Source organism: Blastomonas aquatica, from assembly GCF_014639875.1.
GTDB classification, from domain to species: domain Bacteria; phylum Pseudomonadota; class Alphaproteobacteria; order Sphingomonadales; family Sphingomonadaceae; genus Blastomonas; species Blastomonas aquatica.
The window spans coordinates 200275-222581 of sequence record NZ_BMGD01000006.1 but is presented as its reverse complement, the minus strand read 5'-3'; the positions used below and the strand labels follow the sequence as shown (position 1 = coordinate 222581).

Below are 22307 nucleotides of genomic sequence, written 5' to 3'. Positions count from 1 at the left end.
GTTCTGAACTGCTTCCACCGTCAATAGACCATCGATTCATCGGATTTGGGGTCGACGAGCACGATTTCACCCCGATCGGCCAGAATCTTGGCGAGCCGCACGAGACCCGACTGCGCCTCGTCGCATTCGCGGGCACGCACAGGACCCATCGCGGCCATGTCCTCGCGCAACATCTTCGCAGCGCGCTCGGTCATCGCGTTCATGAAAATCACGCGCATATCCTCCGGCGCGCCCTTCAAGGCCAGCGCCATCATCCGCTTGTCGGCATTCTTGACGATCGAGGCGATCGATGCCGGCAACAGGTTTGCCAGATCCTCGAAGGTGAACATCAGTGCGCGGATCCGCTCGGCAGCATCGGGGTTGCAGTTCTCCAGTGCAGAGAGCATCGCCTCCTCGGTCGCGCGGTCGAGCGCGTTGAACACGTCGGCCATCAATTCGTGCGGATCGCGCTTTTGCGAACGGGCCAGATTGGTCATGAATTCGCTTTTGAGGGTGTTTTCAATCTCCGCGACGATTTCCTTCTGGACCGGCTCCATCCGGAGCATCCGCTGGATAACGTCGATCGCAAAATCCCCCGGCAGTTCGGAGATCACCCTGGCCGCATGCTCCGACTTCAGCTTGGTCAGAATCACCGCAACGGTTTGCGGGTATTCGTTGCGCAGATAGGCAGCCAGCACGACCTCGCTGACGTTCGACAGCTTGTCCCACATCGTACGTCCTGAAGGACCGCGGATGTCCTCCATGATTTCGCGGACCCGCTCGTCGGAAAGCATTCCGGTCAGCAGCCGCTCGGTTGTTTCAAACGATCCATGCAACGAGGCCATGCTCGAGACTTCGCTGGTAAATTGCACCAGCAGATATTCAACGGCCTTAGAGGGCAGGCGGCCGAGTTGCGCGATGGTCGATGAAACCTCCTTCACCTCTTCGGTGCTCAACTGTTCCCAGATCGGCGCGCCGTACACCTTGCCCAGCGCCAGCAACAAGGCTGCGGCGCGCTGAGGATTGGAATACTTCTTCAGCTCGGGAGGCTCCCCGATCGTGCTCAGCATCGTCATGATTTTCTCCCCAACGCTAAAGATTCCCGCGCACCCGTGCGTATGAGCAGGCCTTGTGTCCTATTATAGAGGCTTTGGCAGTCAATTGGCGGGGTGGATCAACACATGACACTGAACCTCAACAGCAGCCTGGCCGGCCTGAGCCTTCTTACCGGCACCAACAGTTTTGGCACCTGGGGCAGCAACGCGCTGACGGTGGAAACCCTCGCTGTGCGCAGGGCCAAGGCGGCCTTCACAACGCCCGAGACGACACCACCCTGGAGGCAGGCGGGCGCCGAATCGCCCGTATCTTCGCAGGTTGCAGCGATCCGCCGCCTGACGTCGATCGTCGATAGCAAGCCCAGTGGCGGCCAGAAGCTGACCAACGATGTTGCCGCGACATTTACGACGTACAAGGCGCTCGACCGGCTGCGTGTGCTTGCCGAAGCGGCGGTGGCCGGTTCGACCGACGTGGTTCGCAAGCCGCTGCAAGCCGTCTTCGCCAAAGGCTTGAAGGATCTCGAAGCCTTCATCGGCACTGCCCCGGGCGACTTGCTGACTCTCGCCTTCGAAAGATCGAGCAGCAGCGCAAAGTCGGTCGCCATTGCGACGGCCGGACCCGTGGGCAAGATCATTGGCAAGGGTGTTGCCGAGGCCAGAAATGCGCCTCTGGCTGCGCTGACAGGCACCGAGCAGTTCGTCGTGACCATCGCGCGCGGCAGCGCCAGCGACACCATTTCGGTCGATCTGGCCGGTGGTCCCCAGCCGCCGACGCTGGATTCGGTCTCGGAGGCGATCAACCAAGCGATCGCCGCGGTTCCTCTGCGCCAGCCCGATGGCAGCCCCAATCTCGACGCAAACGGCAATCCGACGCCGCGCTGGCTGGTCCGCTTCGTCCCCGACAAGAGCACGGGGAGCTGGGGCTTCAGGATCGAAAACCCCGGCAACGAACAGGTTTCGATCGACCAGATCGGTGCCAGCGATGCGCTGGTGGTGGCGACCGGCATGACCGATCCTGCAAAGCCCACATCGGTGCAGATGATGCGGTTCGATGACCCTGCGGGCGACCTGCAGAGGCTTACGCTGTCGCAGATTTCGGCAAGCGATCGGCTGGCAAGCGAGCGCGCCGCGCTGACCGCGCCAAAATTCAAGGCGATCGAAGGGGTCGAGCGACCCTCTACCGAGCGCGCGGCTGCGACCTCCGCGCAGGCGATCGTCACCGGCTCCGATGGCGCAAGCTACATCGTCGGAACGACGGCAGGCGATCTTGCCGCCAACCGGATCGCCGGTTCGCAGGACCTCTTCCTGACCAAGGTCGACAGCGAGGGGCGGGTTGTCTGGCAGCGTGAGCTCGGCGCAACCGGGGCCGCGAACGGTGCGGCGGTCCAGATCGGGCCGGGCGGCGAGATCGTCGTCGCGGGGACCGTCACCGGCAGCTTCGATGGCGCGCAGAGCGATGGCGACATGATCGTCGTCCGCTTCGATGCCGAAGGCGCCGAACTTTCATCCACCTTGGTTCGCGCGCGCGGCAGCGATGTCGCCACCGCGCTGGCGGTTGGGGCAGATGGCTCGATCTATGTCGGCGGTCGGGCAGCAACAGGCGGCGGCGATGCGTTCGTCGCCAGGCTCGATGCGACAGGCACGCTGCGCGAACGGCGCAGCATCGACAGCGGCGGCGGCGATTCCGTTACCGCGTTGGCGGTCGGCCAGGACGGCAATGTGCTGGTGCTGACGAGCGAGAGCGGTCAGGCGACGCTGCGGCGGATCGCGGGTACCTCGTTGGCCACAGACCTGGGCGTGCTCGACCTCGGCCGCACCGATGCGCGCGTGCTTGCGATCGACGCCGACGGGATGATCGCGGTGGGCGGCGCTGCGTCCTCGGCCGTTCCGGGAAGCCAGGTCAACGCCATCAGTGGCGCGCGTGACGGCTTTGTCGCGCGGGTCAGCGCGGATCTGGCTAACACCCTGGTTACCTATGTCGGCACCGGCGGCGATGATCAGATCGACAGCCTCACCTTCATGAATGGCACACTGTATGCGGGCGGACGAACCGCTGGCGATCTGTCAGGCGCCCGTCGCGGCAGCGTGGACGGCTTCGTGGCCCGCTTCGACGGTGCCACCGGCGCGGTCGCGCGTGTCGATCAATTTGGTCTTTCCACGCTTCGGACCGAACCGGTGCGGATTGCTGCAGCAACGGGCGGATCAACCGTTCTCGGTGCGCTGGGCCTGCGGCGCGGCGCGCTTGGCGATCAGCCTTCGATTGACCTTACCGCGCAGACCAGTCTGCGCGCGGGTGACCAGTTCGCTATCCGGGTCGGCGATGGCGCGGCGCGGCGGATCACGATCGATGCGGGCGAGACGCTGACGACGCTCGCGGACAAGGTGAGCAAGATCACGGGTTCGAAAGCGATTGTGACCACGCCTGCGGTCGATGGCATGCGGTCGCTCAGCATCGTGGCCAAGTCCGGCAACCGGATCGAACTGGTCGCCGGCGGGGCGGGGCGCGATGCGCTCGCCAAGCTCGGCCTGCCCGCGGCCAGGCTGGTGGCGCCGCCGGTCTTGGGAGCGCTTGCGCCAAAGGTCCGCCCGGGCGGCAATTATGGCCTGGATCTCACGCACGCGCTCGACCTTTCGAGCAAGGAAAGCGCCGCCGTCGCGCTCGCCAGAGTCAAGAGCGCCATCTCGATGACCCAGACCGCCTATCGCTCGCTGTATTGGGACGATGGCAAGGCCCGGATCGTTGACGGCAGCCGCGGCGCGTCCGGCGGCAGCGCGTCGCCCTATCAGCAGGCGCAGATCGCCCGCTATCAGGATGCGCTGACCCGGATATCCAGCCTGACGTTCGGTTTCGGCACCACCAGATTCTGATTTTCCAGGGAGTTCATGATGAGCGAGACAGTTCCCCCGTTGATGCGCGGTATCAGCCAGGCGATGGGTCACCTATCCCGGCGTCAGCATGTCATCGCGCAGAACATCGCCAATAGCGATACCCCCGGGTTCAAGGCCCGCGAGATGGAGGCCCCCAGCTTTGCCTATATGGTCGATGCAGGCGGCGCGCCCCATGTATCGCGGCCGCAGGTTCAGCTGACGGGTGGCATGAAGGCGCTTGGCGCTTCGCAGCAGACTGCGGCGGGCATCATACCGGACGAGGACGTGACCGAGACCAAGCCCGATGGCAACAATGTCACGCTCGAAGAGCAGGTGATGAAGCTGGGCGCGATCCAGGCCGAATTTGCCGCGCTGACCAACCTCTACCGCAAACAGATGCAGCTGATGAAGACCGCGGTGGGCAAGAACGGCGGCGGCTGATCGCTGTCCGCCAACAGCGCACAAAGCAATGCGCGCAGCCCTTTACGGCTGCGCGCAAAACTCTTTCCAGCCCGGGTGTTCAGGCCAGTTCGCTTAGGGCAGGCCGATTACAGGCGGGTGTTGACCGAGATCGGGCTGGTTCCGTCGCGGTGTATCATGGTGCCCGATTCCTGGTAGTTGAAGCCCCGGTTACCCGAAAGCCGCCGCGCTTCGTCGGCGACTGCGGCAATCATGTCGTTCGACAGGCTCAGATGGCGCTCGACGATGCGGGCATTGGCCGCAGCCGCCTCGCGCAGATCAGCAATGGCCGTACGCAATGCCTCGCCGGCATCTTCTCCAAGCTGCTGCAGCCAGTCCGGCATGACCCGGTTCAGCCTGGCGATCTCGCCATCGAGCAGTCCTGCGAGCCGTCGTTTGGCGGCGACGATCTGTTCATGTTCGGCGCACCGGCCCTGCTCCAGCAATGCAGCGCTCTCATCGCGCATCAGCCGGGTGAGCGATCCCGACACATCCAGTACGTCTTCGATCATGAGGATCCTTCCTGCATCTTCAACATTTGTTCCATGACTGCCGGGGCCAGCCCCACGCCGCCGCGCCGGGCCATTTCGCTGCCCAGCTTCTCGCCCAGCATGCCCCGGAAGATCTCTTCGCCATGGCCACCAGAAAAGGTGTCGCCGATATCGACGCTCTCGAGCATCAGCTTGGCCATCTCGCCCATGAACACGGCTTCGAAGTTCTCGGCTGTGCGCGCGATGGCGGCATGGTTCGCGGGCAGCGAGGGAGCCGACGACGGGCCGGCTGTGGGGGCAATTGGGTCGGTCACTGGACTTCGATCTCCGCTTGGAGTGCGCCAGCCCCCTTGAGGGCCAGCAATATCGTGATGAGGTCGCGTGGTGATACGCCCAGGCTGTTCAGACCGCTCACCAGCGACTGCAGCGAGGTGCCCCCCTCAAGCATGGCCATCGAGGCGCCGCCGCCATCGTCCACCGTGATCTGGGTTCGCGGCAGTATTACGGTTTCGCCCTCGGCGAACGGGGCCGGCTGCGAGGCGATCGGGTTCTCTGAAACACTGATCGTAAGGCCGCCCTGCGCGATCGCGACCGGGCTGATGCGGACATTGGCGGTCATGACGACGGTGCCCGCGGCCTCGTTGACGACGATGCGTGCCGGCTGATCGACATCGACCGCCAGATTTTCGATCTCGGGCAGCATGTCGAGCAGCGTCGTTTCAGAACTGGCGGCACGCCGCAATTCCACCGTTGCCGGATCCAGCATCCGCGCCGCTCCCGGGAAGCGCCGGTTGATCGCCTGTGCGACACGCTGGGCGGTGGTAAAGTCCGGGTTGTTGAGGGCGAGCTTGAGCGTTTCGGCCGATCCGAGCGCATAGGCTACCTCGCGCTCGACGATGCCGCCGCTGGCGATCCGCGCGGAAGTTGCGACGCCGCGGCTGATGCTTGCGCCGGCCCCGCGGGCATTGAAGCCCGATACCGCCAGGGGACCCTGCGCCACGGCATAGATCTCTCCATCAAGCGCGCGGAGCGGCGAGATCAGCAGCGTCCCGCCCTGCAGGCTGGTCGAATCGCCCAGCGCTGCGACTTGAACGTCAATCCGCGATCCGGCGCGTGCAAAGGCAGGCAGCGTGGCGGTGACCGAGACGGCAGCGACGTTTCTGGTACGAAGCTGGGTGTCTCGAACATTCACTCCCATGCGCTCGAGCATCGCCTGCAGCGATTCTTCGGTAAAGGGCACATTGCGGGTCCTGTCGCCCGTGCCCGCAAGGCCGACCACGAGGCCGTAGCCAACCAGCTGGTTGGTGCGAACATTTTCAAAGGCGACGATATCCTTGACCCGTGATCCGGCCCAAGCTGGGACGGATGTTGCGCACAAGATCACCGCCGCGGTAACGAATATCGCTCCAATTCGCATAATCTTGTCCTCAAACCCCGTGTCCGTGTCTTTTTCTTATAGGATGGAAAGGGGGGAGAAGGGCTCTCCCGGAGGAGATTATCGTGCAGATCGGCGCGCATTTGCCACTATCGCGCATCCTTGCTGTGATCACCGGACAACCCCGATCTGTCGGCGCTGGCGGGGAACCGGTGGCGGGCGCAGAGACTCTGCCCAAGCCGGTCGCAGCGCAGCAACCGCATCCGCTCGCCTCGGTCCAGATGCTGGTGACGCTTGCTGCCGTCGATCCGCAGCGCGAAGGGCGACGCGCCAAGGGCGGTTCGGCCCGGAAGTACCCGGACGATCCCGAAGGGCTGGCAGCAGAGCCAGGTTCGCAATATGCAGCGGCCGAGCGCATCATCCTCCCGGCAGAACCGGTCCGCCATTTGACGCTGTCGGCCGATCCCGCCCTGAATGCCGGCATGCAGGCTGACAAGCTGCGAGCAGGCGCTGCGCCGACCGAGCTGGATATCGAAGTGTAAGGGGCCGTTAACCTGGCAAGCCTGGCTTGCGAGCCAGTTTTACCTCGCCTTTCGCGCAAGCTTCATCACATAGGAGATGATCTCGGCGACGGCCGCGTAATGCTCGGTCGGGATCGGACGATCGAGCTGTGCATTGGCGTGGAGCGCGCGCGCCAGCGGCGGCCTCTCGACGATAGGGATCCCGTGTTCGGCGGCTATCTCGCGGATTTTCAGCGCAATCTCGTCGACACCCTTCGCCACCACCACCGGCGCCGCCATCGCTCCATGGTCATATTGCAGCGCGACGGCATAGTGCGTCGGATTGGTGACGATGACGCTCGCCTTCGACACCTTGGCCATCATCCGGCGCTTCGACCGTTCCATGCCGATCGCGCGGATCCTGGCCTTGATCTTGGGATCGCCATCGCTCTCCTTATACTCGTCCTTGATCTCCTGCAGCGACATGCGCATCTTTTTGAAGAAGGCGCTGCGCTGGTAGAAGAAATCGAGCCCGGCAAGCGCCACGACGAGGATCGCGGCGGCCTGGACCATCATCACGACAAGCGCTGCCGCGGTCTTGCCCACGGTTGCCGCAGAGGCACCGACCATACCCTCGATCTCGCCCGCATGCGGCCAGATGACGGTCAGCACCACGGTGGCGACGAAGCTGAACTTCGCCAACGTTTTGGCAAACTCGACAAAAGCCGATTTGCCGAACAGCCGCTTGATGCCGGCCAGCGGGGACAGCTTGTCCCATTTGAGCTTGAGCCGTGACCAGGCGAGCGTGGGATGGCTTTGCAGGAAGAAGGACAGCATGGCGAACCCGAGCAGCATCGCCAGCAGCGGGCCGATCGCCATACCCAGCTCACGAAGCAGCATCGCGGCAAAATGGTGGCCGGTTCCGCTATCGATCAGGATGTCGTCGGCATCGCCCCACAGTTTGACGAAGATCGTGAGCATCTGGGAAACCGCAAACGTTCCCAGGCTGCCCAGTGCGACGAGCGCCGCAACGAACATGCTGGCGTGGCGCATCTCGGGTGCGCCGGCGACATCGCCCTTTTTACGCGCGTCGGATAGCTTCTTCTCCGTCGGATCGTGCGTCTTGTCGCCTGAATCGCTGCCCGCCATCGCTCAGACCCAGCCTCCCTGCATCCATTGCGCCATCGCAGTGGCAAAGCCGGTCAGCACAGCGCCCAAGGTGGCGGCAAAAAGGGTCAATCCCAGCAGGATGTTCAGCGGCTGGGTGATGAAGAACACCTGGATGGTCGGTGCCAGACGTGCGGCAAGGCCCAATGCGACATTGAAGACAATGCCATAGACGATCAGCGGCGCTGCCAGGCTGATCCCCAGTTCCATCGCACGCGAGATGGTCGCGATCGCCAGTTGGGCGTAATCCGCAGCCGGCGGAAGTCCGCCGATCGGGAAAACGTTGTAGCTGTTCAGCATCGCCTTGATCCACAGGTGATGGATGCCAAGCGCAAGGCACACGACCGCAGCCGATACACTGACCAGTTTGGCAAGCACCGGCAGTTGTCCGCCCAATGCGGCATCGGGCATCACCGCCGATGTCAGCCCGGTCTGCAGGCTGATGATCGAACCTGCAATGGTGGTGGCAAGGAACATGATCCGCACGATCATGCCGAGTGCCAACCCGGTCAGCAGCTCGGCCACGACCAGCGTTGCCAGTTCGATATCGCTTCCCACCGCCGGAACCTTCGGGCCGACCAGCGCGAACAATGCGAAAGAAATGGCAAGCGCGATCAACAGCCGGATGCGCCCGGGCACGGCGTCCTCGGAAAACACCGGAAGCACCATCAGCACCGCGCCGAGCCGGGCGAAGACAATCAGGAAGCCTGACAATTGGGCTGGCAGCTGGTCCATGCGGTCAGCCGGCCACGATCCGGTCGGTGACCTGCGTCATGAAACCCGACAGTGCATCACCGATCATCGGTAGGCACAGCATGAAGACAAGACCCATGACGACGAGCTTGGGCACGAAGGTCAGCGTCATTTCCTGAACCTGCGTGAGCGCCTGGAGCAGGCCGATGACCACCCCGATCACCAGCGAGGTGAGCAACAGCGGCCCCGCAACCGTGAGGACCACGATCAGCGCCGCATAGGCGATCTGGATGGCGTCGTTGGAGTCCATGGTGTTGGGTCCCTCAGACGGTCAAATCTGCATCCGCATGATTTCGCCGTAGGCGCTCACCACCCGGTCGCGCACCGCGACCATGGTATCGAGTGCGGTCTCGGCGGCACCGATGGCGGTCACGACATCGATAAGGTCGCCCTTGCCGGCAACCTGGCGGATGCTCGCCTGCTCGGCGGCCTGAAGCTTGCCTGCGGTGTCAGCGACCAACCCGGAGACCATGTCGCCGAAGCTGGCGTCCTCTCCGCCGCCAACGCCGCCGCCTAAACTGCCTGCCGAAGCCGCGCCGCCTGTCTTGATCGCGGGAATGCCGCCATAAGCGGCGACTGCGTCAAAAGCACTGATGGACATGATATGGGTTCCTTACTTGAGCAGATCGATGGTGCGCATCGTCAGGCTGCGCGCAGCCTCGATGGCGTTGAGATTGGCCTCGTACGAGCGCTGTGCGGCCTTCATGTCTGCGGTCTCCACAAGCGAATTGACGTTGGGCTGCTTGACGTACCCCTCAGCGTCCGCACCCGGGTTGCCAGGCTGGTAGATGCGCGGCAGCTCCGATTGGTCGGGTCTGATGCTGGTCACCTCGACGGTGCTCCCGCCGTTCATGCGGTCCACTGTGGCGCGGAAGATGGGCACCTTGCGCCGGTATGGATCGCCGCCGGGCGTGTCGGCCACCGAATTGGCGTTGGCCAGGTTTTCGGCGATCACCCGCATCCTGAGTGATTGCGCGCGCAGGCCGGATGCTGAAATTCCAATCGAGGTTTCAAGGGTCATGGTTCGTCCAAATCGTGGTGCGCCGCAGCGCTGTCGTTCTTCTAATAGGAAAATTTTGCCTAGCTGCGGCTCGAGGATGGACTTTTCTGCCTAGAATATGGCCAAGGGAGTTGCCTGCCATGTCCGTACTCAATGACATCTCGGTCGAATGCACAATTGTTCTGGGCTCGACGACGCTGCCGATCCGGCAGGTGCTGAAAATGTCGCGCGGCGCGATGATCCCTCTGGATCGCAATGAAGACGATCCGACGCAGCTATTCATGAACGGCCAGCTGGTCGCGCGTGGACAGATCCTCGTCGATGGGGACAGAATGCTGCTCGAAATTTCCGAGCTCGTCAGCGCGAAACGCTAACCCATGGACATTCTGGGAATGTTGCGCGCGCTGGGCGCGCTGGCGCTGCTGCTGGGCATTCTGGCGGGCGCTCTATGGGCCACCCGCCGGTTTGATCTTCGCTTGCCGGGCAGGGTGGGGCACCGCGCCGAGCAGCGGCTCGAGCTGGTCGAGCGTCTTACCATCGACCAGCGCCGTTCTGCGGTGTTGATCCGTTGCGATGGTCGCGAACATCTCGTTATCGTCGCACCCGAGGGCCATGTCATGGTGTCCTCCGAAGATATGGTTGTGCGGTCGCCCGAACCACCCGAGTTGCAGGCGCCCATAAGTGTGCTTCACGCCCCGCCGGCTCGTGCCGCTGCGCAGGCAGGAAAGCGCGAACGGCCCAAGCGCGCGCGCTGGCACCTACCCCAGCAAAACACCGCTCGGGCGGCTGAAAAAAGCGAGCAACTGGCATGAACCGCAGTATCCTGAGGGGCGGCGTCGGCACCGTTCTGCTCGCGTTGCCCGAGGTTGCCTTTGCACAAAGCGCGACGATCGCGCTGAACGGCAATGGTTCGGTATCGGGCAACGTGCTCCAGCTTGTCCTGATGCTCACCGTGCTGAGCCTGGCGCCCGGCATATTGATGACGGTCACCTCCTTCACCCGGATCGTGGTGGCGCTGTCGCTGCTGCGCACGGGGATCGGCGCTCCCGGCGTTCCGCCCAATCCGGTGATCATCAGCCTCGCCCTGTTCCTCTCGTTCTTCGTGATGGCTCCTACTTTCGAAAAGGCATGGAGCGGTGGCGTCGTACCCTATACCGAGGGCCGGATATCGGAGACGAAGGCGTTCGAACGCACCTCGGAGCCGTTCAGGCAGTTCATGCTGGGGCAGGTGAGCGAGAGCGATCTGCAGCTTTTTGTCGAACTGTCAGGCAAACCTGCGGGGGACCGGGCGGAGATTCCGCTGACGACCCTGGCTCCGGCGTTCATGATTTCCGAACTGCGCCGCGGTTTCGAGATCGGCTTTCTGCTGCTGCTGCCGTTTCTGATCATCGATCTGGCGGTGTCCGCCGTGTTGATGGCGATGGGAATGATGATGCTTCCGCCACCGACCATCTCGCTGCCGATGAAGATCGTGTTCTTTGTGCTGGTCGATGGCTGGGCGCTGGTGGCAGGCTCGCTGCTCAAGAGCTTCGGCAGCGGGTGACGTACCGGGCGCGCGCGCTTTAGCGCGCGTGATCCTCGGGGATCTTGCCGCCTTCGAGCATGAAACGCATTTCCGGCTTGCCAAGCCAGTGCGCAAGCTCGCCAAAGCCCAGCCTCTCGAGAAACGTAAGCCCGGCAAGCCCGTCCTGTGTCCAGCGGGGCGCAAACTTCAACGGGCGCAAGCCTGAAATGGTCAGTTCGCCCACGCTGCCATGGGGAGGGGTTGTCGACGCCAGCACGGCGCATCCGCTCAGCGAGATGTTGACGACCCGGACCTTCGACCTCCAGCCATCGACGCGCATCGTCGCACGCACGGCAGCGGGAAACCGCGGTGCGCGCACGGTCAGCGCCTTGCCTGTGCGACCGGCTGGCGCGACGAGCAGCGTGCCGTGTTCGACCGTATCGGCAAAGCGGATGCCCGCAGCGAGATCCTTGGTCCACGCAACCTGCCCATCGAGGTAGCTACTGCTGCGCGTTTCGAGCGAAACCTTCTCCCCGGCCTGAAGCGGCATCGCGGTCTCTATGCGCATTCCGCCGGGCGAGATGTTGCGGATCCGGCAGATGGTATCGCTGCCCTGGTGCCACAGCCGGCCCAGCATGAACAGCGTCACCGTCCGCTCGTCCCGTGCCGCAAATTTCTGCACCGGGCCGGAAATGCCCTGCTCGTAGGCAGGGAGGGATGAGGACTGGTCGTGAAGCATTGGCGTATCCCTTCGAATTCAAGCCGGGTTGACCCGGGCAATGGCGACGGACTTCACCGCGCCTTCGCCGAAGGCGACATCGGCCGCTTCGACCACCACCTTGCGGAATATCTCGAGCGTCGGCAGCGTCCCGTCGGGTCCGCTCGCCATTGGCTTGAGATAGGCGCGCATGTTGATTTCGTGACGCAGCACGGGCAACCGCGCGGCGACGATGTCAGCCTGATCGTCCTCAACTTCCAGCGCCAGCTGGAAGGAGACATAGCCGGCAAGCCGTTCACCATCAGGCAGCACAAGCGGTGCAACGACCTCATCGACTTCGACGAACGTCGTTTCGATCTTGGGGGCCTTTTCCGGGGCTGTTTTTGAGGGTTGGCCAAGCAACATAGTCGTTGCGAAGCCTGCGCCACTTCCCACGCCCAATCCGGCAGCGAGCAGCGCGATCGCTCCCAGCGCTTTCTTGATAGCGGACATCTCTTGCAGCTCCTTAAAGCTTGAAGGTCGTATCGGGGGGGAGGGCGGATTGATCGGACTGGATCACGATGGCGATGCGTCGGTTTTCTGCGCGCATGGGCTGGTCGGGATAGACCGGGCGCGTGCTGGCCAGCGCCGCGACCTGGCTGAACCGATCCGGAGACAGGCCTGCAGCCGTCATCACATTGCGCGCCGCCTGTGCACGATCACCAGACAGTTTCCAGTTGGCCTCGCTGAGCCCGCCGCCGGCATCGGTATGCCCCTCAAGCGCGATCGTGGCACCGGTGCCAACGACCTTGCGCGCAATCCGCGACAACAGGCCGACGGCATAGGCGTTTAGTTCTCCCGAGCCGTCGCGGAACATCGGGCGCTTGGCAGTGTCCATCAGGCTGATGATGATCTTTCCATTGTCGGTCTCCATCTTGATGGTGTTCGCTGCGTCGGCCGGCACGGACGAGGAATCGATCTCCAGTCGCAATTCCTGAGCCAAGATTCGCAGAGAGGCATCGGGCACATTGGCGCTGCCGCCCCTTGCCGCGCCGACGGTCGCAGCTTCACTCGCCGGCGTCCCTGCCGGGGCCGGCCTGCTCGACTGCGCGGCACGACTGTTGCCTGCGGTGGAATCGGAAGGGGTTGCCGATGATGCGCCCGGATCGACCGGGGTGAAATACTCGGCAAGGCCCTTCAGCTTTTCCTTGTCGGGATTGGCAGTGAGCCAAAGCAGCATGAAAAAGGCCATCATGGCGGTTACGAAATCGGCATACGCGACTTTCCAGGCACCGCCGTGATGGCCGCCGCCGACGACTTTCTTCACCCTTCTGATAACGATGGGGCGATCGGAATTTTGCGCCACGATTAGATGACCTCAACCTTTGCCCGCAGCCGCTGCTGGAGCTCTTCGAGGCACACCTCATCGACCGCGAGCTGCGTTTGCACACCCGATGCGATCCGGTCGAGCAGCCTGGCACTTTCTGCCGAGCGCTGCACCAGCAGGTCGAAGGCCTGAAGCCGGTGAATGTGCTTCATCGCAACTTCCTCGTCGCAAACCAGCACATTGGCGAGTTCCTCGACCAGGTTGCTGACCTGGCGGATTTCGTCAGCGATGGCTCTGCAAAGGCTCGCGGTCTGCTGGTTTAGAGTGGTCATAGTTACCTCGGGAATCTGATGCGGACAGAGCGAACTAGCTCAGAACAGTTCGACGTCATGCGCCATGATGCGCTGCGGACGAGCCTCGGGTACGACGTCCTTGACGATCAGCGAGCGCACCCTGCCGTCATAGGGCAAGAATTCCACTTTCCGAGCGCTGTTGCCGCCAAGATCGCAGCGCTTCACTTGCAGCCCTTCGGTCTCCATGAACCTGCGAGCGAACGCGGCGTTGCTGCTGCCGATCTGGCCCAGGCCGGCGACGATGTTGCCTCCGCCATAGAGGTGCCCACACATCCGGTCACGCACGGCCCCGGCCTGCATCATCGCGTTGATGAGCAGTTCCATCGCGTGCACGCCGTAGCGATGCAGTTCTTCCGGCTTGAGCGCATGTCCTGCCATCGGTTCCCCGAGCAGAAAATGGTTCATGCCGCCCACCCGGGCGACCGGGTCGTGCAGGCACACGGCGACGCACGAGCCCAGGACGGTCGTCAGCATGGTGTCGGGCTCGGTGAGCACGCGGTGCTCGCCCTGGATGATGGCAATCCGGCGCATGGCGTTAGGTCAGAGCGCCAAAGACGCGTTCGATCTTGTCCTTCAGCGCGAACGGCGTGAACGGTTTGACCACGTAGTTGTTGACTCCCATGGCCGCCGCTTTCTGGACGATCTCCTTTTCCGCCGAAGCGGTGAGCATGATGAACACCGTCTTGCCGATGACCGGATCCTTGCGCACTTCCTGAAGGAACTGCAGTCCATCCATGTCGGGCATGTTGTAGTCCGAAATGACCAGATGGACGCGATTGGTACGGATGTCTTCCAACGCTTCGGCCGCAGCCGCCTTGTCGCGCACATCGCGAAAACCCAGATCCTGCAGCGTGCGACGGATCATCGCACGCATGCTGGTCTGATCATCGACCACCATTACCTTGATATCAGATGCTGCCGGCATAATAACTCCCGTTCACTTGCTGCGGCAGGCGGTGATGATCGCCCTTGGCATCGCAGACAGATCCAATTCCTGTTCGACCGCGCCGATTTCGGCAGCCGCCCTGGGCATGCCGTAGACGACGCATGACTGTGCGTTCTGACCGAAGGTGCGGGCTCCGGCCTGGCGCATTTTCAGCAACCCTTCCGCGCCGTCGCTGCCCATCCCGGTCAAGATGACTCCCACCGCCTTGTTGCCCAGCTTGGCCGCCGAGTTGAACAGAACATCCACCGAAGGACGGTGGCCGCTGATCCGCTCGCCCTCCACCAGACGGACCGTCCGGCCCGACAGGATCATGTGACGATTGCCCCCTGGAGCAATATAGACGGTTCCGCGCTTGAGGGTGTGCCGATCCTCGGCTTCCATCACCTCGACCGCGCAAACACCGTTGAGGCGTCCGGCCAACTGCTGTGTGAACGATGGGGGCATGTGCTGGACGACGAGCACCGGCGGAGCATCGATGGGCAGCGCGGGCAGCAGCGCGAACAGCGCATCGACACCGCCCGTCGAAGAGCCGATCGCGATGACCTGATCATCGCGATCGAGCGGCCCCAGCGGGTCCATGCGCGCAGAGTGCGGTGTATGTCTGACCTGAGAGCGCGCCGCGGCCTTCACCTTCTCGCGCAATTCGGTCATGGCCCGCTCGGTATCGCCTTCCGCGCCCGAAGGCTTTGCCACGAAGTCGACCGCGCCAAGCCTCAATGCCTCGATCGTGACCTTGGCGCTGCGGGTGGTGAGCGACGAGCACATGACCACCGGGGTCGGGCGCAGCCGCATGATTTTCTCAAGAAACGACAGGCCATCCATCCCCGGCATCTCGACGTCGAGCGTCACCACATCAGGGTTGAGCTCGCGCATCATCTGCCGGGCGGCATGGGGTTCGGGTGCGGCGCCGACGACCTCGATCTCTGGGTCCGCACTCAGTGCGGAACAGAGCATTGCGCGCATCGAGGCGCTGTCATCAACGACAAGTGTCCGTATTGGAACAATCATGAGCTTGCGCTTTCCTTGCGATAGATCGTCTGCCCACAGCAGGTGAAACCACCCGCACCTGGCCCGATCAGTCGTTCCGAGTGGCCAATATAGAGGTACCCGCCGGGGCGCAGGAGCTGCGCGAACCGGTCGATCAACTCTGACTTTGCCTGATCGTCGAAATAAATCATGACGTTGCGACAGAAGATCACGTCATATTGCTGACGCATCGGCCAGGTCGCGAACAGATTGAGTTCGCGCGCAGTGACCAGGCGCCGCACATCCTCGACAATCGCGTAGTCCTCGCCCTCGGGCCGAACCCATTCGCGGCGGTAGGCATCGGGAATCGGCTTGACGGTGAACTCCGAATACACGCCCTTGCGGACGGCAGCGACCACCTTGGGTGAGAGGTCGGTGGCCAGGAACTTGACATCATTGTCGAACGCCCAGCGCGCCATGGGGCGCGAGGTGCCCAGCATGCACATCGCGAGCGAATAGACCTCTTCGCCGCTCGAGCACCCCGCCGACCAGAGCCGCACCGGCTGGCCGGCCTGGGCCTGCTTCTGCAGCTCGCCCAGAACATGCTCGCGGAAATGGTCGAAGTGATGGTTCTCGCGAAAGAAATGCGTGTGGTTGGTCGTCAGGGCGACGACCATCGCCGCACGCTCCTGCGGATCCTGCTCGACGAACTGCAGATATTCGACAAATGTTGAAAGCCCATGGTCGCGCACGCGCCGGCTGAGGCGCGAGAACACCAAAGTCGCCTTCGACGGCGGCAGGTCAATGCGCGCATCCTCTTGCACGATGGCTGCGATCCGCTTGAACTCGCGGGGCTCGAGGCGGCCTTCGATTCCTGTGGCCGCGTCTGCCATGGAGACGGAACTGGAAGTCATCAGACGGCCAGGTCGATGTGGCGGGTGGGGCTGAGCTTGGAAAGGTCAAGCAGCGAAACCATGGTCTGGTCCTTGTCGCTGGACCCTTCTTGGCTGCGCTGGCCGATCTGGACCAGGCCCTTGATCAGGCTGGCTTCGGTCACTTCCACCTCCGGCGCCATCTGGATTGCGCTATCGGCAACCGAGACGATGTCGGCCACTTCATCGACCAGAAAGCCGGCATGTTTGCCCTCGATATTGACCACCAGGATGCATGAGCGCGAGTGAAGGACACTAGGTTCCCAGCCAAGCCGCTCGGCCAGGCCGACGACTGGCACGACGTGCCCGCGCAGGTTGGTCACGCCCTTGATGTAGGAAGGCACGCTGGGGAGCGGTGTTGGGGTTTCCCATTCGCGGATCTCGATCAGCGCGGACATTTCGATGCCGAAGGTCTGTTGGCCAAGAAGGAAGGTCACGATCTTGCGCTCGGCCAATGTGTCGCCGGTATCGATCGCGCTGACGGTTTCGGCCGCATAGGCCTTTGTCGCGGGCGCGGCGGTTTCCTGGGTATTCATGCTGCGATTCCTTTCAAGGCGAATTTGCTGGATGCACTGGGCGAGACCATCAGGGCGTCGATGTCGAGGATCAGCGCGATCGATCCGTCGCCCAAAATGGTCGCACCGCCCAGGCCGCGGATCGGGTAAAGGTTCTGGTCGAGGCTCTTGATCACCACTTCACGGCGATCCTCGATGGTATCCACCATCAGCCCGACATTGCCGGCATCGGTCTCGACGATGATGACCACGCTGTCTTCCGCCTCGCGTTCGCTTGATGGCAGATGGAAGAGTTCGGACAGACGTCTGACGGGGACATACGTGCCCCGCATCGCGATGACCTCCGAGCTGTTCGCGACCGGACGCAACTGGCCCGGTTCCGGCTGGACCGTTTCCACCACGTTCGAGAGCGGCAGGACATAACGCTGTCCGGCAAGCCGGACGACCATTCCATCAAGGATCGCCAGCGTCAGCGGCAGGATCATGGTGAATGCGGTGCCCTTGCCGGGCGTGGAAATGATTTCAATGCGTCCGCCAAGCGCTTCGACATTGCTGCGAACGACATCCATGCCGACCCCGCGGCCGGAGATCGCGGAGATCGTCTCGGCGGTAGAGAAGCCCGGGGCGCAGATCAGGTTGTCGATCTCTTCATCGCTCAGGTTCTCGTCAGGGCCGACAATGCCCTTTTCGACTGCCTTGGCGAGCACGCGTACGCGATCGATCCCCTTCCCGTCGTCGGAAACTCGCAGGAATATCCGTGCGCCCTTCTGTTCGGCGGAAAGCTGAAGCCTTCCTTGCGCTGGCTTGCCCTTGGCGATGCGCTCTTCGGTGCTCTCGATGCCGTGGTCGATGGCGTTGCGGATCATGTGCGTCAGCGGTTCGCCGATCTTCTCGATCACGCTCTTGTCGACTTCGGTCGTCTCGCCCGATACCTCGAGCGCGACGTCCTTGGAGGTTGCAGAGCACAACTCGCGCAACATTCGGGGCACGCGCGAGAACGCCTGGCGGATGGGCTGGGCGCGCAGTGACATGACATTGTCCTGGATCTCGCGCGTCAGCCGCGCCAGTTCGGGCAATTCGACCCGTTGCTGGTCCGCCGACGAGAGCCGGTCAGACAGGATCGAGTTGCGTATCACGAGCTCGCCGACGAGGTTCAGCAGCATGTCCAGCTTGGCTACATCGACGCGGATGTTCTGCTGCGCCTCGATTGCCTTGGATTCGGCTGGCTGCGCAGGCGCGCTCGCCTTGGCAGCGCTCGGCACCGCCGTAGGCGGAGCGAGAGGTTTGGCCGTTTCGCCTGCTGCCTGTTCGACCTGTTCGACGACGGGTGCTGGGGCCTCCTCGCGCGAAATCTGGATCACCGAATCGGGAGCGACGAAATCGAAAGCTTCGTCGATCGTCGACCGTTCCACGCCTGCGGGCAGGGTAAGGGTCCAGGTGAAATAGGCGCCCTCGGGGTCGAGCTCGCGCAGCGATGGCAGCGATCCGGTTTCGACCGCGATGATCTCGCCGCCCACGCGTTCGAGTTCGCGCAGCACAAGCAGCGGTTCGCCGCCATTGGCCATCGCATCGCGCGAGGGAGCGAACCGGATGATCCAGCGAGGGTTGTCGTCCTGCGCGCCGTGTTCGCCGGGGGCAGCTGCCGCGTCGCCGAGTGCCATCGGGTCGGCATCAAGGTCGAAGAGATCGACGACGACAGGTAAGAAGCCAAATTCATCCGCCCCTCCAGCCTGTTCGGTGGGCGCGGCGATGGCAGGCGCCTGCGCGTCGGCGTTGCCGGCCCGCTCAGCGGCAAGCAGCTCTTCCAAGGCTGCGACCATCAGCGTGTCGTCTGGCAGATCGGCAAGCCCCTGCGCGGCCTCGACGTGCCCAGTCAGCACGTCGAACGCCAGCAACATCGTGCGGCAGACTTCCTGCGTTGGTGGAATCTTGCCGGCCCGCACCTCGTCGAGAACGTTCTCGAACCGGTGGGAAAAGCCCTGCAGCGCATCATGCCCGAAAGCGCCGGCACCACCCTTGATCGAGTGGACCGCACGGAACACGCCCGCGATCACCTCGGCGGTGCTGTCGCCTTCGGCCATGGTGGTGAGGCCCGCCTCGGCGGTCGCCAACCCTTCGGCGCATTCTTCAAAGAAGATCGCCTGGATATCGTCGAAATCGTCGCTCACGGGCAGACCCGGCGAATGGCCGATACCAGCTTGTCCGGATCAAACGGCTTGGTGATCCAGCCCGTCGCGCCGGCGCTGCGGGCGCGGGCCTTCTTGTCGTCAGAAAACTCCGTCGACAGAACGAGGATCGGGATGCCGCGGAATTCGGGCATGGCGCGCACGGCTTCGATCAGCTCGAAACCGTCCATCTTGGGCATGTTGATGTCGGTGATCAGCAGATCGGGACCAACCTCGCACATCCGTGCTAGGCCGTGCTCGCCATCATCGGCGGTTTCGATCAGGAAACCCTGTTTGGTAAGCGACGTCTTGAGCAGCATGCGCATGCTCATCGAATCATCGACAGTCAAAATACGTTTGGTCACGCTTCGGCTCCCTCAAGTTGCAGGCCAATCGGTTCGGCCAGCCGACATTGGTCGACACGTTCGCAAAAGGCCGGACTGGGGTCAGTAATTTCAATCGCCTGGCCGGCTGCGCGGGCTTCCGTCTGAGCTGCGACGAGCAGCTGCAGGACGGCTTGGCCGATATTCTCGACCTCGCTTGCGTCGATCGCGGCAGGGCCGGGCCCTTCGAGCAAAGCCACAAGCTGCGCCCGCAGGCTTTCTGCCGAGGCGGTAGTGCCGTTGGCAGGAAGCTTGAGCACCGGCAAAGGTTCGTGGCTATCAGGCTGGTTTGGCGTTGAGTTCATTGTTCGCCTCATCAAGTGCGGTTTCGAGCTGTTGGAAGGAGGGCGCGTAACTCGAGGGAGTCATGCGCCGGGCGATTTCGATCGCAACCTGCGTCGGCAAGCCTTGCGCATGGCCGATGATGGCGGTCTTCGCGATGCCGAAGGGCTTCGAGTCAGACTCGATCGTCTCCAGCAGCTTTGCGGCAAGCGGGCCCACAAGGCAGTAGGACAGAAGTACTCCCAGGAAGGTGCCGACCAGCGCGCCGCCGATCATGGCACCGAGAACTTCGGTGGGCTGATCGATCGAACCCATGGTCTTGATCACGCCGAGTACAGCGGCGACGATGCCGATCGCCGGCAACCCGTCGGCCATCACCTGGAGCGCGTGCTGCGGCCCCAGTTCCTCGTGGTGGTGGCGTTCGATATCGGCTTCCATGGCTTCGGCCATCTGGTTGGGGTCTTCGAAACTGACCGTCATCATCCGCAGATAGTCGCAGATGAATTCCACCAGATGGTGGTCGGCCAGGATGCGGGGGTAACGGCTGAACATCGCGCTGTCGGCAGGCGCATCGAGATGAGGCTCGATCGCGGTCGCCCCGCCCTTGCGAAAGGTGGAGAGCAGTGCAAACAGCAAGGTGAGCAGATCGCGATAGTCGCTATCCTTCCAGCGTGGCGCTTTGAATGCACGCACGAGGCCCTTGCCGGCTTTCTTCACTACTGCCATCGAGTTGCCGACCAGGAAGGCTCCAAGCGCAGCACCGCAGATGGCCATCATCTCATGCGGCAGCGCATGCAGAATGATGTCCATCTTGCCGCCAGCCATGATGAAGCTGCCGAAGACGCAAGCAAGAATTACAACAAGGCCAACGCCATTCAGCATGCAAATCAAAACCCCAAGGGACGGTTGTTCTGGGAATTATAGTCGAGATGTCGGGTGGCGGGGGCGAGCGATGCCATTTTCATTTTTGCTGCGTCATCAAAATGCCTGCAGGCGACCGTGCGAAGCTCAACGTTGCTGTTGGCGGTTCCTCGCTGACCGGTCCTGTCCTGGTCTAAAAAGCTGCAGTCAAACCGACCGTGCGGCGAAGATCGCTCTAGAATGGTCCCACAATCGACAGAGGAGTCCGTTGATGTCGCTTTCCGCATACCAGAGCGTCCGAAGCCTGTCCGAGGCGCCGCGGGCCACCGAACACCGCCTGATGGGGCAAATCACCGGCGAGATGATTGTCGCGCGCGATGCAGGCATCCACGGTGCCGCACTCGTCGACACGCTCTACAGAAACCGCGAAATGTGGAACATTTTTGCAGTCGACTGTGGAGCACCGGGCAATGGCCTGCCCGACCAGCTGCGCGCGGGGATTGTATCCCTTGCATTGTGGATCGATCGGTTTTCAAGCGACGTTATCGCTGGCCGTGAGTCGATCGACGATCTGATCTCAGTCAATCGAAGCATTATGGAAGGCCTCGCAGGTCTGGGCCGTGCGAGCCCATGAAAACTTCGCCCTGACAATGCATCGCATTATCTGAGTTTACCGCATTTTACTTCGCACCGGCAGAGAGAACATACAGTATGGACCGGGCAAGCAACCGGACAGGAGCGAGATAGTTGAATAATGCAGACAGCTATTGAAAAAGCTTCAGAGTGGCGTAAACTGCAACAACACTTGCCGGAGTTGGCCCAAAAACAGAACTCGGACTTGACGTGAGATCGATATCGCGCGCTCACCGAGCCAGAGTTCGAGAATAGCTTGAAGACAGGAGCGGATCACTTTGATGCGCAGCATCTACATTGTGGACGATGACGACGATATCAGGGCTTCATTGCATACCTTGCTATCCGTTTATAAAAACACGATTATTCGCGGATTTCCGTCCGGTGATGCGTTTCTGGCAGAGTTGGACGAACTCACTCCCGGGCCTTTGCTGCTCGATATGAACATGCCTGGCACCAGCGGGATGGAGGTTATCGAGGCCATCGACGGGCGTCCGGACCTGCTCCCGATCATCTTGACCGGCTGGGGCGATGTTCCCCGCGCGGTGCTGGCGATGAAAGCCGGTGCGGTCGATTTCCTCGAAAAGCCATGCGACCCCAAACAGCTGCTCGATACGGTCGAGACCGCGTTTTCCTTGCTGGAGAAGACGACCCTGGTCGCCGCCCGCGCCGACACCGCCGTCAAGAAGCTCGAGCGGCTCTCCGGCCGGGAACGGGACGTTCTAGAAGGGCTGATGGTCGGCAAATCGAACAAGATCATCGGCCATGAATTGGGCATCAGTCCCCGCACGGTCGAGGTCTATCGTGCCAACATGATGGAAAAGCTTGAGGTGCCGAGCCTGCCAGATGCGATGCGCATCGCTTTTTTCGGCGGGTTGCTCGCCGACTGAAATTGCAGGTCGCCGGTGACCTGCGTGCTGCGGTTTCGTAGCTGACGCAAAGCCTTTCCCGACGCGCCAAAGCAGCGCGCCTGTGGCGTCCATTGCTCTCGCTCCAGACATCTGATCATGCCGCGACAGCCAGGCGCTGAGGCTGATTCAGGGTCCTGATAATGCGCCCGCACGCGACCAAAGCGTCGCAACCTCCCAGATAAATG

The 22307-nt window shown here is 62.6% G+C and carries 30 protein-coding genes; 8 read left to right on the top strand and 22 right to left on the bottom strand.

Annotated elements, in window-relative coordinates:
• Positions 1–20 precede the first annotated feature (20 nt).
• On the bottom strand, positions 21–1055 hold the full coding sequence (locus tag IEW00_RS16080; RefSeq protein ID WP_188515434.1) for a flagellar motor switch protein FliG: 1035 nt from the start codon (positions 1053–1055) through the stop codon (positions 21–23).
• Positions 1056–1160: 105 nt separating this feature from the next.
• On the opposite strand from IEW00_RS16080, the gene IEW00_RS16075 reads away from it, so the two are divergent.
• Positions 1161–3902, top strand: coding sequence for an NHL repeat-containing protein (locus IEW00_RS16075; RefSeq protein WP_188515433.1), 2742 nt, complete (start codon positions 1161–1163; stop codon positions 3900–3902).
• 18 nt (positions 3903–3920) lie between these two features.
• On the top strand, positions 3921–4343 hold the full coding sequence (locus IEW00_RS16070; protein WP_229737092.1) for a flagellar basal body protein: 423 nt from the start codon (positions 3921–3923) through the stop codon (positions 4341–4343).
• Between the two features lie 107 nt (positions 4344–4450).
• On the opposite strand, the gene IEW00_RS16065 is transcribed toward IEW00_RS16070, so the two are convergent.
• The 3 genes from IEW00_RS16065 to IEW00_RS16055 are packed head-to-tail and all read right to left on the bottom strand — an operon-like array spanning position 4451 to position 6269.
• Positions 4451–4873 carry a hypothetical protein gene (locus IEW00_RS16065; RefSeq protein ID WP_188515432.1) on the bottom strand — a complete coding sequence of 141 codons (423 nt, stop codon included), beginning with the start codon at positions 4871–4873 and terminating at the stop codon, positions 4451–4453.
• Entirely contained in the window at positions 4870–5166 is a 297-nt protein-coding gene (locus tag IEW00_RS16060) for a rod-binding protein (RefSeq protein ID WP_373282659.1), read from the bottom strand. The genes IEW00_RS16065 and IEW00_RS16060 overlap by 4 nt, the downstream gene beginning before the upstream one ends.
• Positions 5163–6269 carry a flagellar basal body P-ring protein FlgI gene (locus IEW00_RS16055; protein WP_188515431.1) on the bottom strand — a complete coding sequence of 369 codons (1107 nt, stop codon included), beginning with the start codon at positions 6267–6269 and terminating at the stop codon, positions 5163–5165. The genes IEW00_RS16060 and IEW00_RS16055 overlap by 4 nt, the downstream gene beginning before the upstream one ends.
• Before the next feature lie 83 nt (positions 6270–6352).
• Here IEW00_RS16055 and IEW00_RS16050 point away from each other — a divergent pair, with 83 nt between their 5' ends.
• Complete coding sequence (locus IEW00_RS16050) at positions 6353–6769, top strand: hypothetical protein (RefSeq protein WP_188515430.1); 417 nt, start codon at positions 6353–6355, stop codon at positions 6767–6769.
• Between the two features lie 39 nt (positions 6770–6808).
• Here the strand turns inward: IEW00_RS16050 and flhB are convergent, their stop codons facing one another.
• From flhB to flgC, 5 genes are read right to left on the bottom strand one after another with little or no spacing between them, the layout of a single operon-like run.
• A complete protein-coding gene (gene flhB / locus IEW00_RS16045) occupies positions 6809–7876 on the bottom strand; it encodes a flagellar biosynthesis protein FlhB (protein WP_188515429.1) in 1068 nt (355 codons plus the stop codon).
• A 3-nt stretch (positions 7877–7879) separates the two neighbouring features.
• Positions 7880–8629: a flagellar biosynthetic protein FliR gene (gene fliR / locus IEW00_RS16040; protein ID WP_188515428.1), complete on the bottom strand. Its 750-nt coding sequence runs from the start codon at positions 8627–8629 to the stop codon at positions 7880–7882.
• A gap of 4 nt (positions 8630–8633) precedes the next feature.
• On the bottom strand, positions 8634–8897 hold the full coding sequence (locus tag IEW00_RS16035; protein ID WP_188515427.1) for a flagellar biosynthetic protein FliQ: 264 nt from the start codon (positions 8895–8897) through the stop codon (positions 8634–8636).
• A gap of 21 nt (positions 8898–8918) precedes the next feature.
• Positions 8919–9248 (bottom strand): flagellar hook-basal body complex protein FliE, encoded by a 330-nt coding sequence (gene fliE, locus IEW00_RS16030; protein ID WP_188515426.1) that lies wholly within the window; start codon positions 9246–9248, stop codon positions 8919–8921.
• Positions 9249–9260: 12 nt separating this feature from the next.
• Positions 9261–9668: a flagellar basal body rod protein FlgC gene (gene flgC, locus IEW00_RS16025; RefSeq protein WP_188515425.1), complete on the bottom strand. Its 408-nt coding sequence runs from the start codon at positions 9666–9668 to the stop codon at positions 9261–9263.
• Between the two features lie 119 nt (positions 9669–9787).
• Here flgC and IEW00_RS16020 point away from each other — a divergent pair, with 119 nt between their 5' ends.
• Genes IEW00_RS16020 through fliP form a run of 3 tightly spaced genes read left to right on the top strand, consistent with a single transcriptional unit; the run spans position 9788 to position 11190 of the window.
• Positions 9788–10021, top strand: a complete 234-nt coding sequence (locus tag IEW00_RS16020; protein WP_188515424.1) for a FliM/FliN family flagellar motor switch protein — start codon at positions 9788–9790, stop codon at positions 10019–10021.
• Between the two features lie 3 nt (positions 10022–10024).
• Complete coding sequence (locus IEW00_RS16015; RefSeq protein ID WP_188515423.1) at positions 10025–10459, top strand: flagellar biosynthetic protein FliO; 435 nt, start codon at positions 10025–10027, stop codon at positions 10457–10459.
• Positions 10456–11190: a flagellar type III secretion system pore protein FliP gene (gene fliP / locus IEW00_RS16010; protein ID WP_188515422.1), complete on the top strand. Its 735-nt coding sequence runs from the start codon at positions 10456–10458 to the stop codon at positions 11188–11190. Before IEW00_RS16015 ends, fliP begins: the two co-directional genes overlap by 4 nt.
• A gap of 19 nt (positions 11191–11209) precedes the next feature.
• Here the strand turns inward: fliP and IEW00_RS16005 are convergent, their stop codons facing one another.
• The 13 genes from IEW00_RS16005 to motA are packed head-to-tail and all read right to left on the bottom strand — an operon-like array spanning position 11210 to position 20599.
• Entirely contained in the window at positions 11210–11890 is a 681-nt protein-coding gene (locus IEW00_RS16005; protein WP_188515421.1) for a PilZ domain-containing protein, read from the bottom strand.
• Between the two features lie 18 nt (positions 11891–11908).
• Positions 11909–12361: a hypothetical protein gene (locus tag IEW00_RS16000; RefSeq protein ID WP_188515420.1), complete on the bottom strand. Its 453-nt coding sequence runs from the start codon at positions 12359–12361 to the stop codon at positions 11909–11911.
• A gap of 13 nt (positions 12362–12374) precedes the next feature.
• A complete protein-coding gene (locus IEW00_RS15995; protein ID WP_229737091.1) occupies positions 12375–13175 on the bottom strand; it encodes a flagellar motor protein MotB in 801 nt (266 codons plus the stop codon).
• A gap of 41 nt (positions 13176–13216) precedes the next feature.
• Positions 13217–13507, bottom strand: coding sequence for a DUF8776 family protein (locus tag IEW00_RS15990; RefSeq protein ID WP_188515418.1), 291 nt, complete (start codon positions 13505–13507; stop codon positions 13217–13219).
• A 39-nt stretch (positions 13508–13546) separates the two neighbouring features.
• Positions 13547–14059, bottom strand: coding sequence for a chemotaxis protein CheD (locus IEW00_RS15985; RefSeq protein WP_188515417.1), 513 nt, complete (start codon positions 14057–14059; stop codon positions 13547–13549).
• A 4-nt stretch (positions 14060–14063) separates the two neighbouring features.
• On the bottom strand, positions 14064–14453 hold the full coding sequence (locus IEW00_RS15980; RefSeq protein ID WP_188515416.1) for a response regulator: 390 nt from the start codon (positions 14451–14453) through the stop codon (positions 14064–14066).
• A 12-nt stretch (positions 14454–14465) separates the two neighbouring features.
• Positions 14466–15482, bottom strand: a complete 1017-nt coding sequence (locus IEW00_RS15975) for a protein-glutamate methylesterase/protein-glutamine glutaminase (RefSeq protein WP_188515415.1) — start codon at positions 15480–15482, stop codon at positions 14466–14468.
• Complete coding sequence (locus IEW00_RS15970) at positions 15479–16333, bottom strand: CheR family methyltransferase (RefSeq protein WP_229737090.1); 855 nt, start codon at positions 16331–16333, stop codon at positions 15479–15481. The genes IEW00_RS15975 and IEW00_RS15970 overlap by 4 nt, the downstream gene beginning before the upstream one ends.
• Positions 16334–16353: 20 nt before the next feature.
• Positions 16354–16908, bottom strand: a complete 555-nt coding sequence (locus tag IEW00_RS15965) for a chemotaxis protein CheW (RefSeq protein WP_188515413.1) — start codon at positions 16906–16908, stop codon at positions 16354–16356.
• Positions 16905–19055 carry a chemotaxis protein CheA gene (locus IEW00_RS15960; RefSeq protein WP_188515412.1) on the bottom strand — a complete coding sequence of 717 codons (2151 nt, stop codon included), beginning with the start codon at positions 19053–19055 and terminating at the stop codon, positions 16905–16907. The genes IEW00_RS15965 and IEW00_RS15960 overlap by 4 nt, the downstream gene beginning before the upstream one ends.
• Positions 19052–19417, bottom strand: a complete 366-nt coding sequence (locus IEW00_RS15955; RefSeq protein ID WP_188515411.1) for a response regulator — start codon at positions 19415–19417, stop codon at positions 19052–19054. The genes IEW00_RS15960 and IEW00_RS15955 overlap by 4 nt, the downstream gene beginning before the upstream one ends.
• On the bottom strand, positions 19414–19740 hold the full coding sequence (locus IEW00_RS15950; protein ID WP_188515410.1) for an STAS domain-containing protein: 327 nt from the start codon (positions 19738–19740) through the stop codon (positions 19414–19416). The genes IEW00_RS15955 and IEW00_RS15950 overlap by 4 nt, the downstream gene beginning before the upstream one ends.
• Positions 19715–20599, bottom strand: a complete 885-nt coding sequence (gene motA / locus IEW00_RS15945; RefSeq protein ID WP_188515409.1) for a flagellar motor stator protein MotA — start codon at positions 20597–20599, stop codon at positions 19715–19717. The genes IEW00_RS15950 and motA overlap by 26 nt, the downstream gene beginning before the upstream one ends.
• Positions 20600–20849: 250 nt before the next feature.
• Between motA and IEW00_RS15940 the strand changes: the two genes are divergently transcribed.
• Both IEW00_RS15940 and IEW00_RS15935 read left to right on the top strand, forming a co-directional pair.
• A complete protein-coding gene (locus tag IEW00_RS15940; RefSeq protein WP_188515408.1) occupies positions 20850–21212 on the top strand; it encodes a flagellar biosynthesis regulator FlaF in 363 nt (120 codons plus the stop codon).
• 280 nt (positions 21213–21492) lie between these two features.
• Positions 21493–22101 (top strand): response regulator transcription factor, encoded by a 609-nt coding sequence (locus IEW00_RS15935; RefSeq protein WP_308419344.1) that lies wholly within the window; start codon positions 21493–21495, stop codon positions 22099–22101.
• Positions 22102–22307 lie beyond the last annotated feature (206 nt).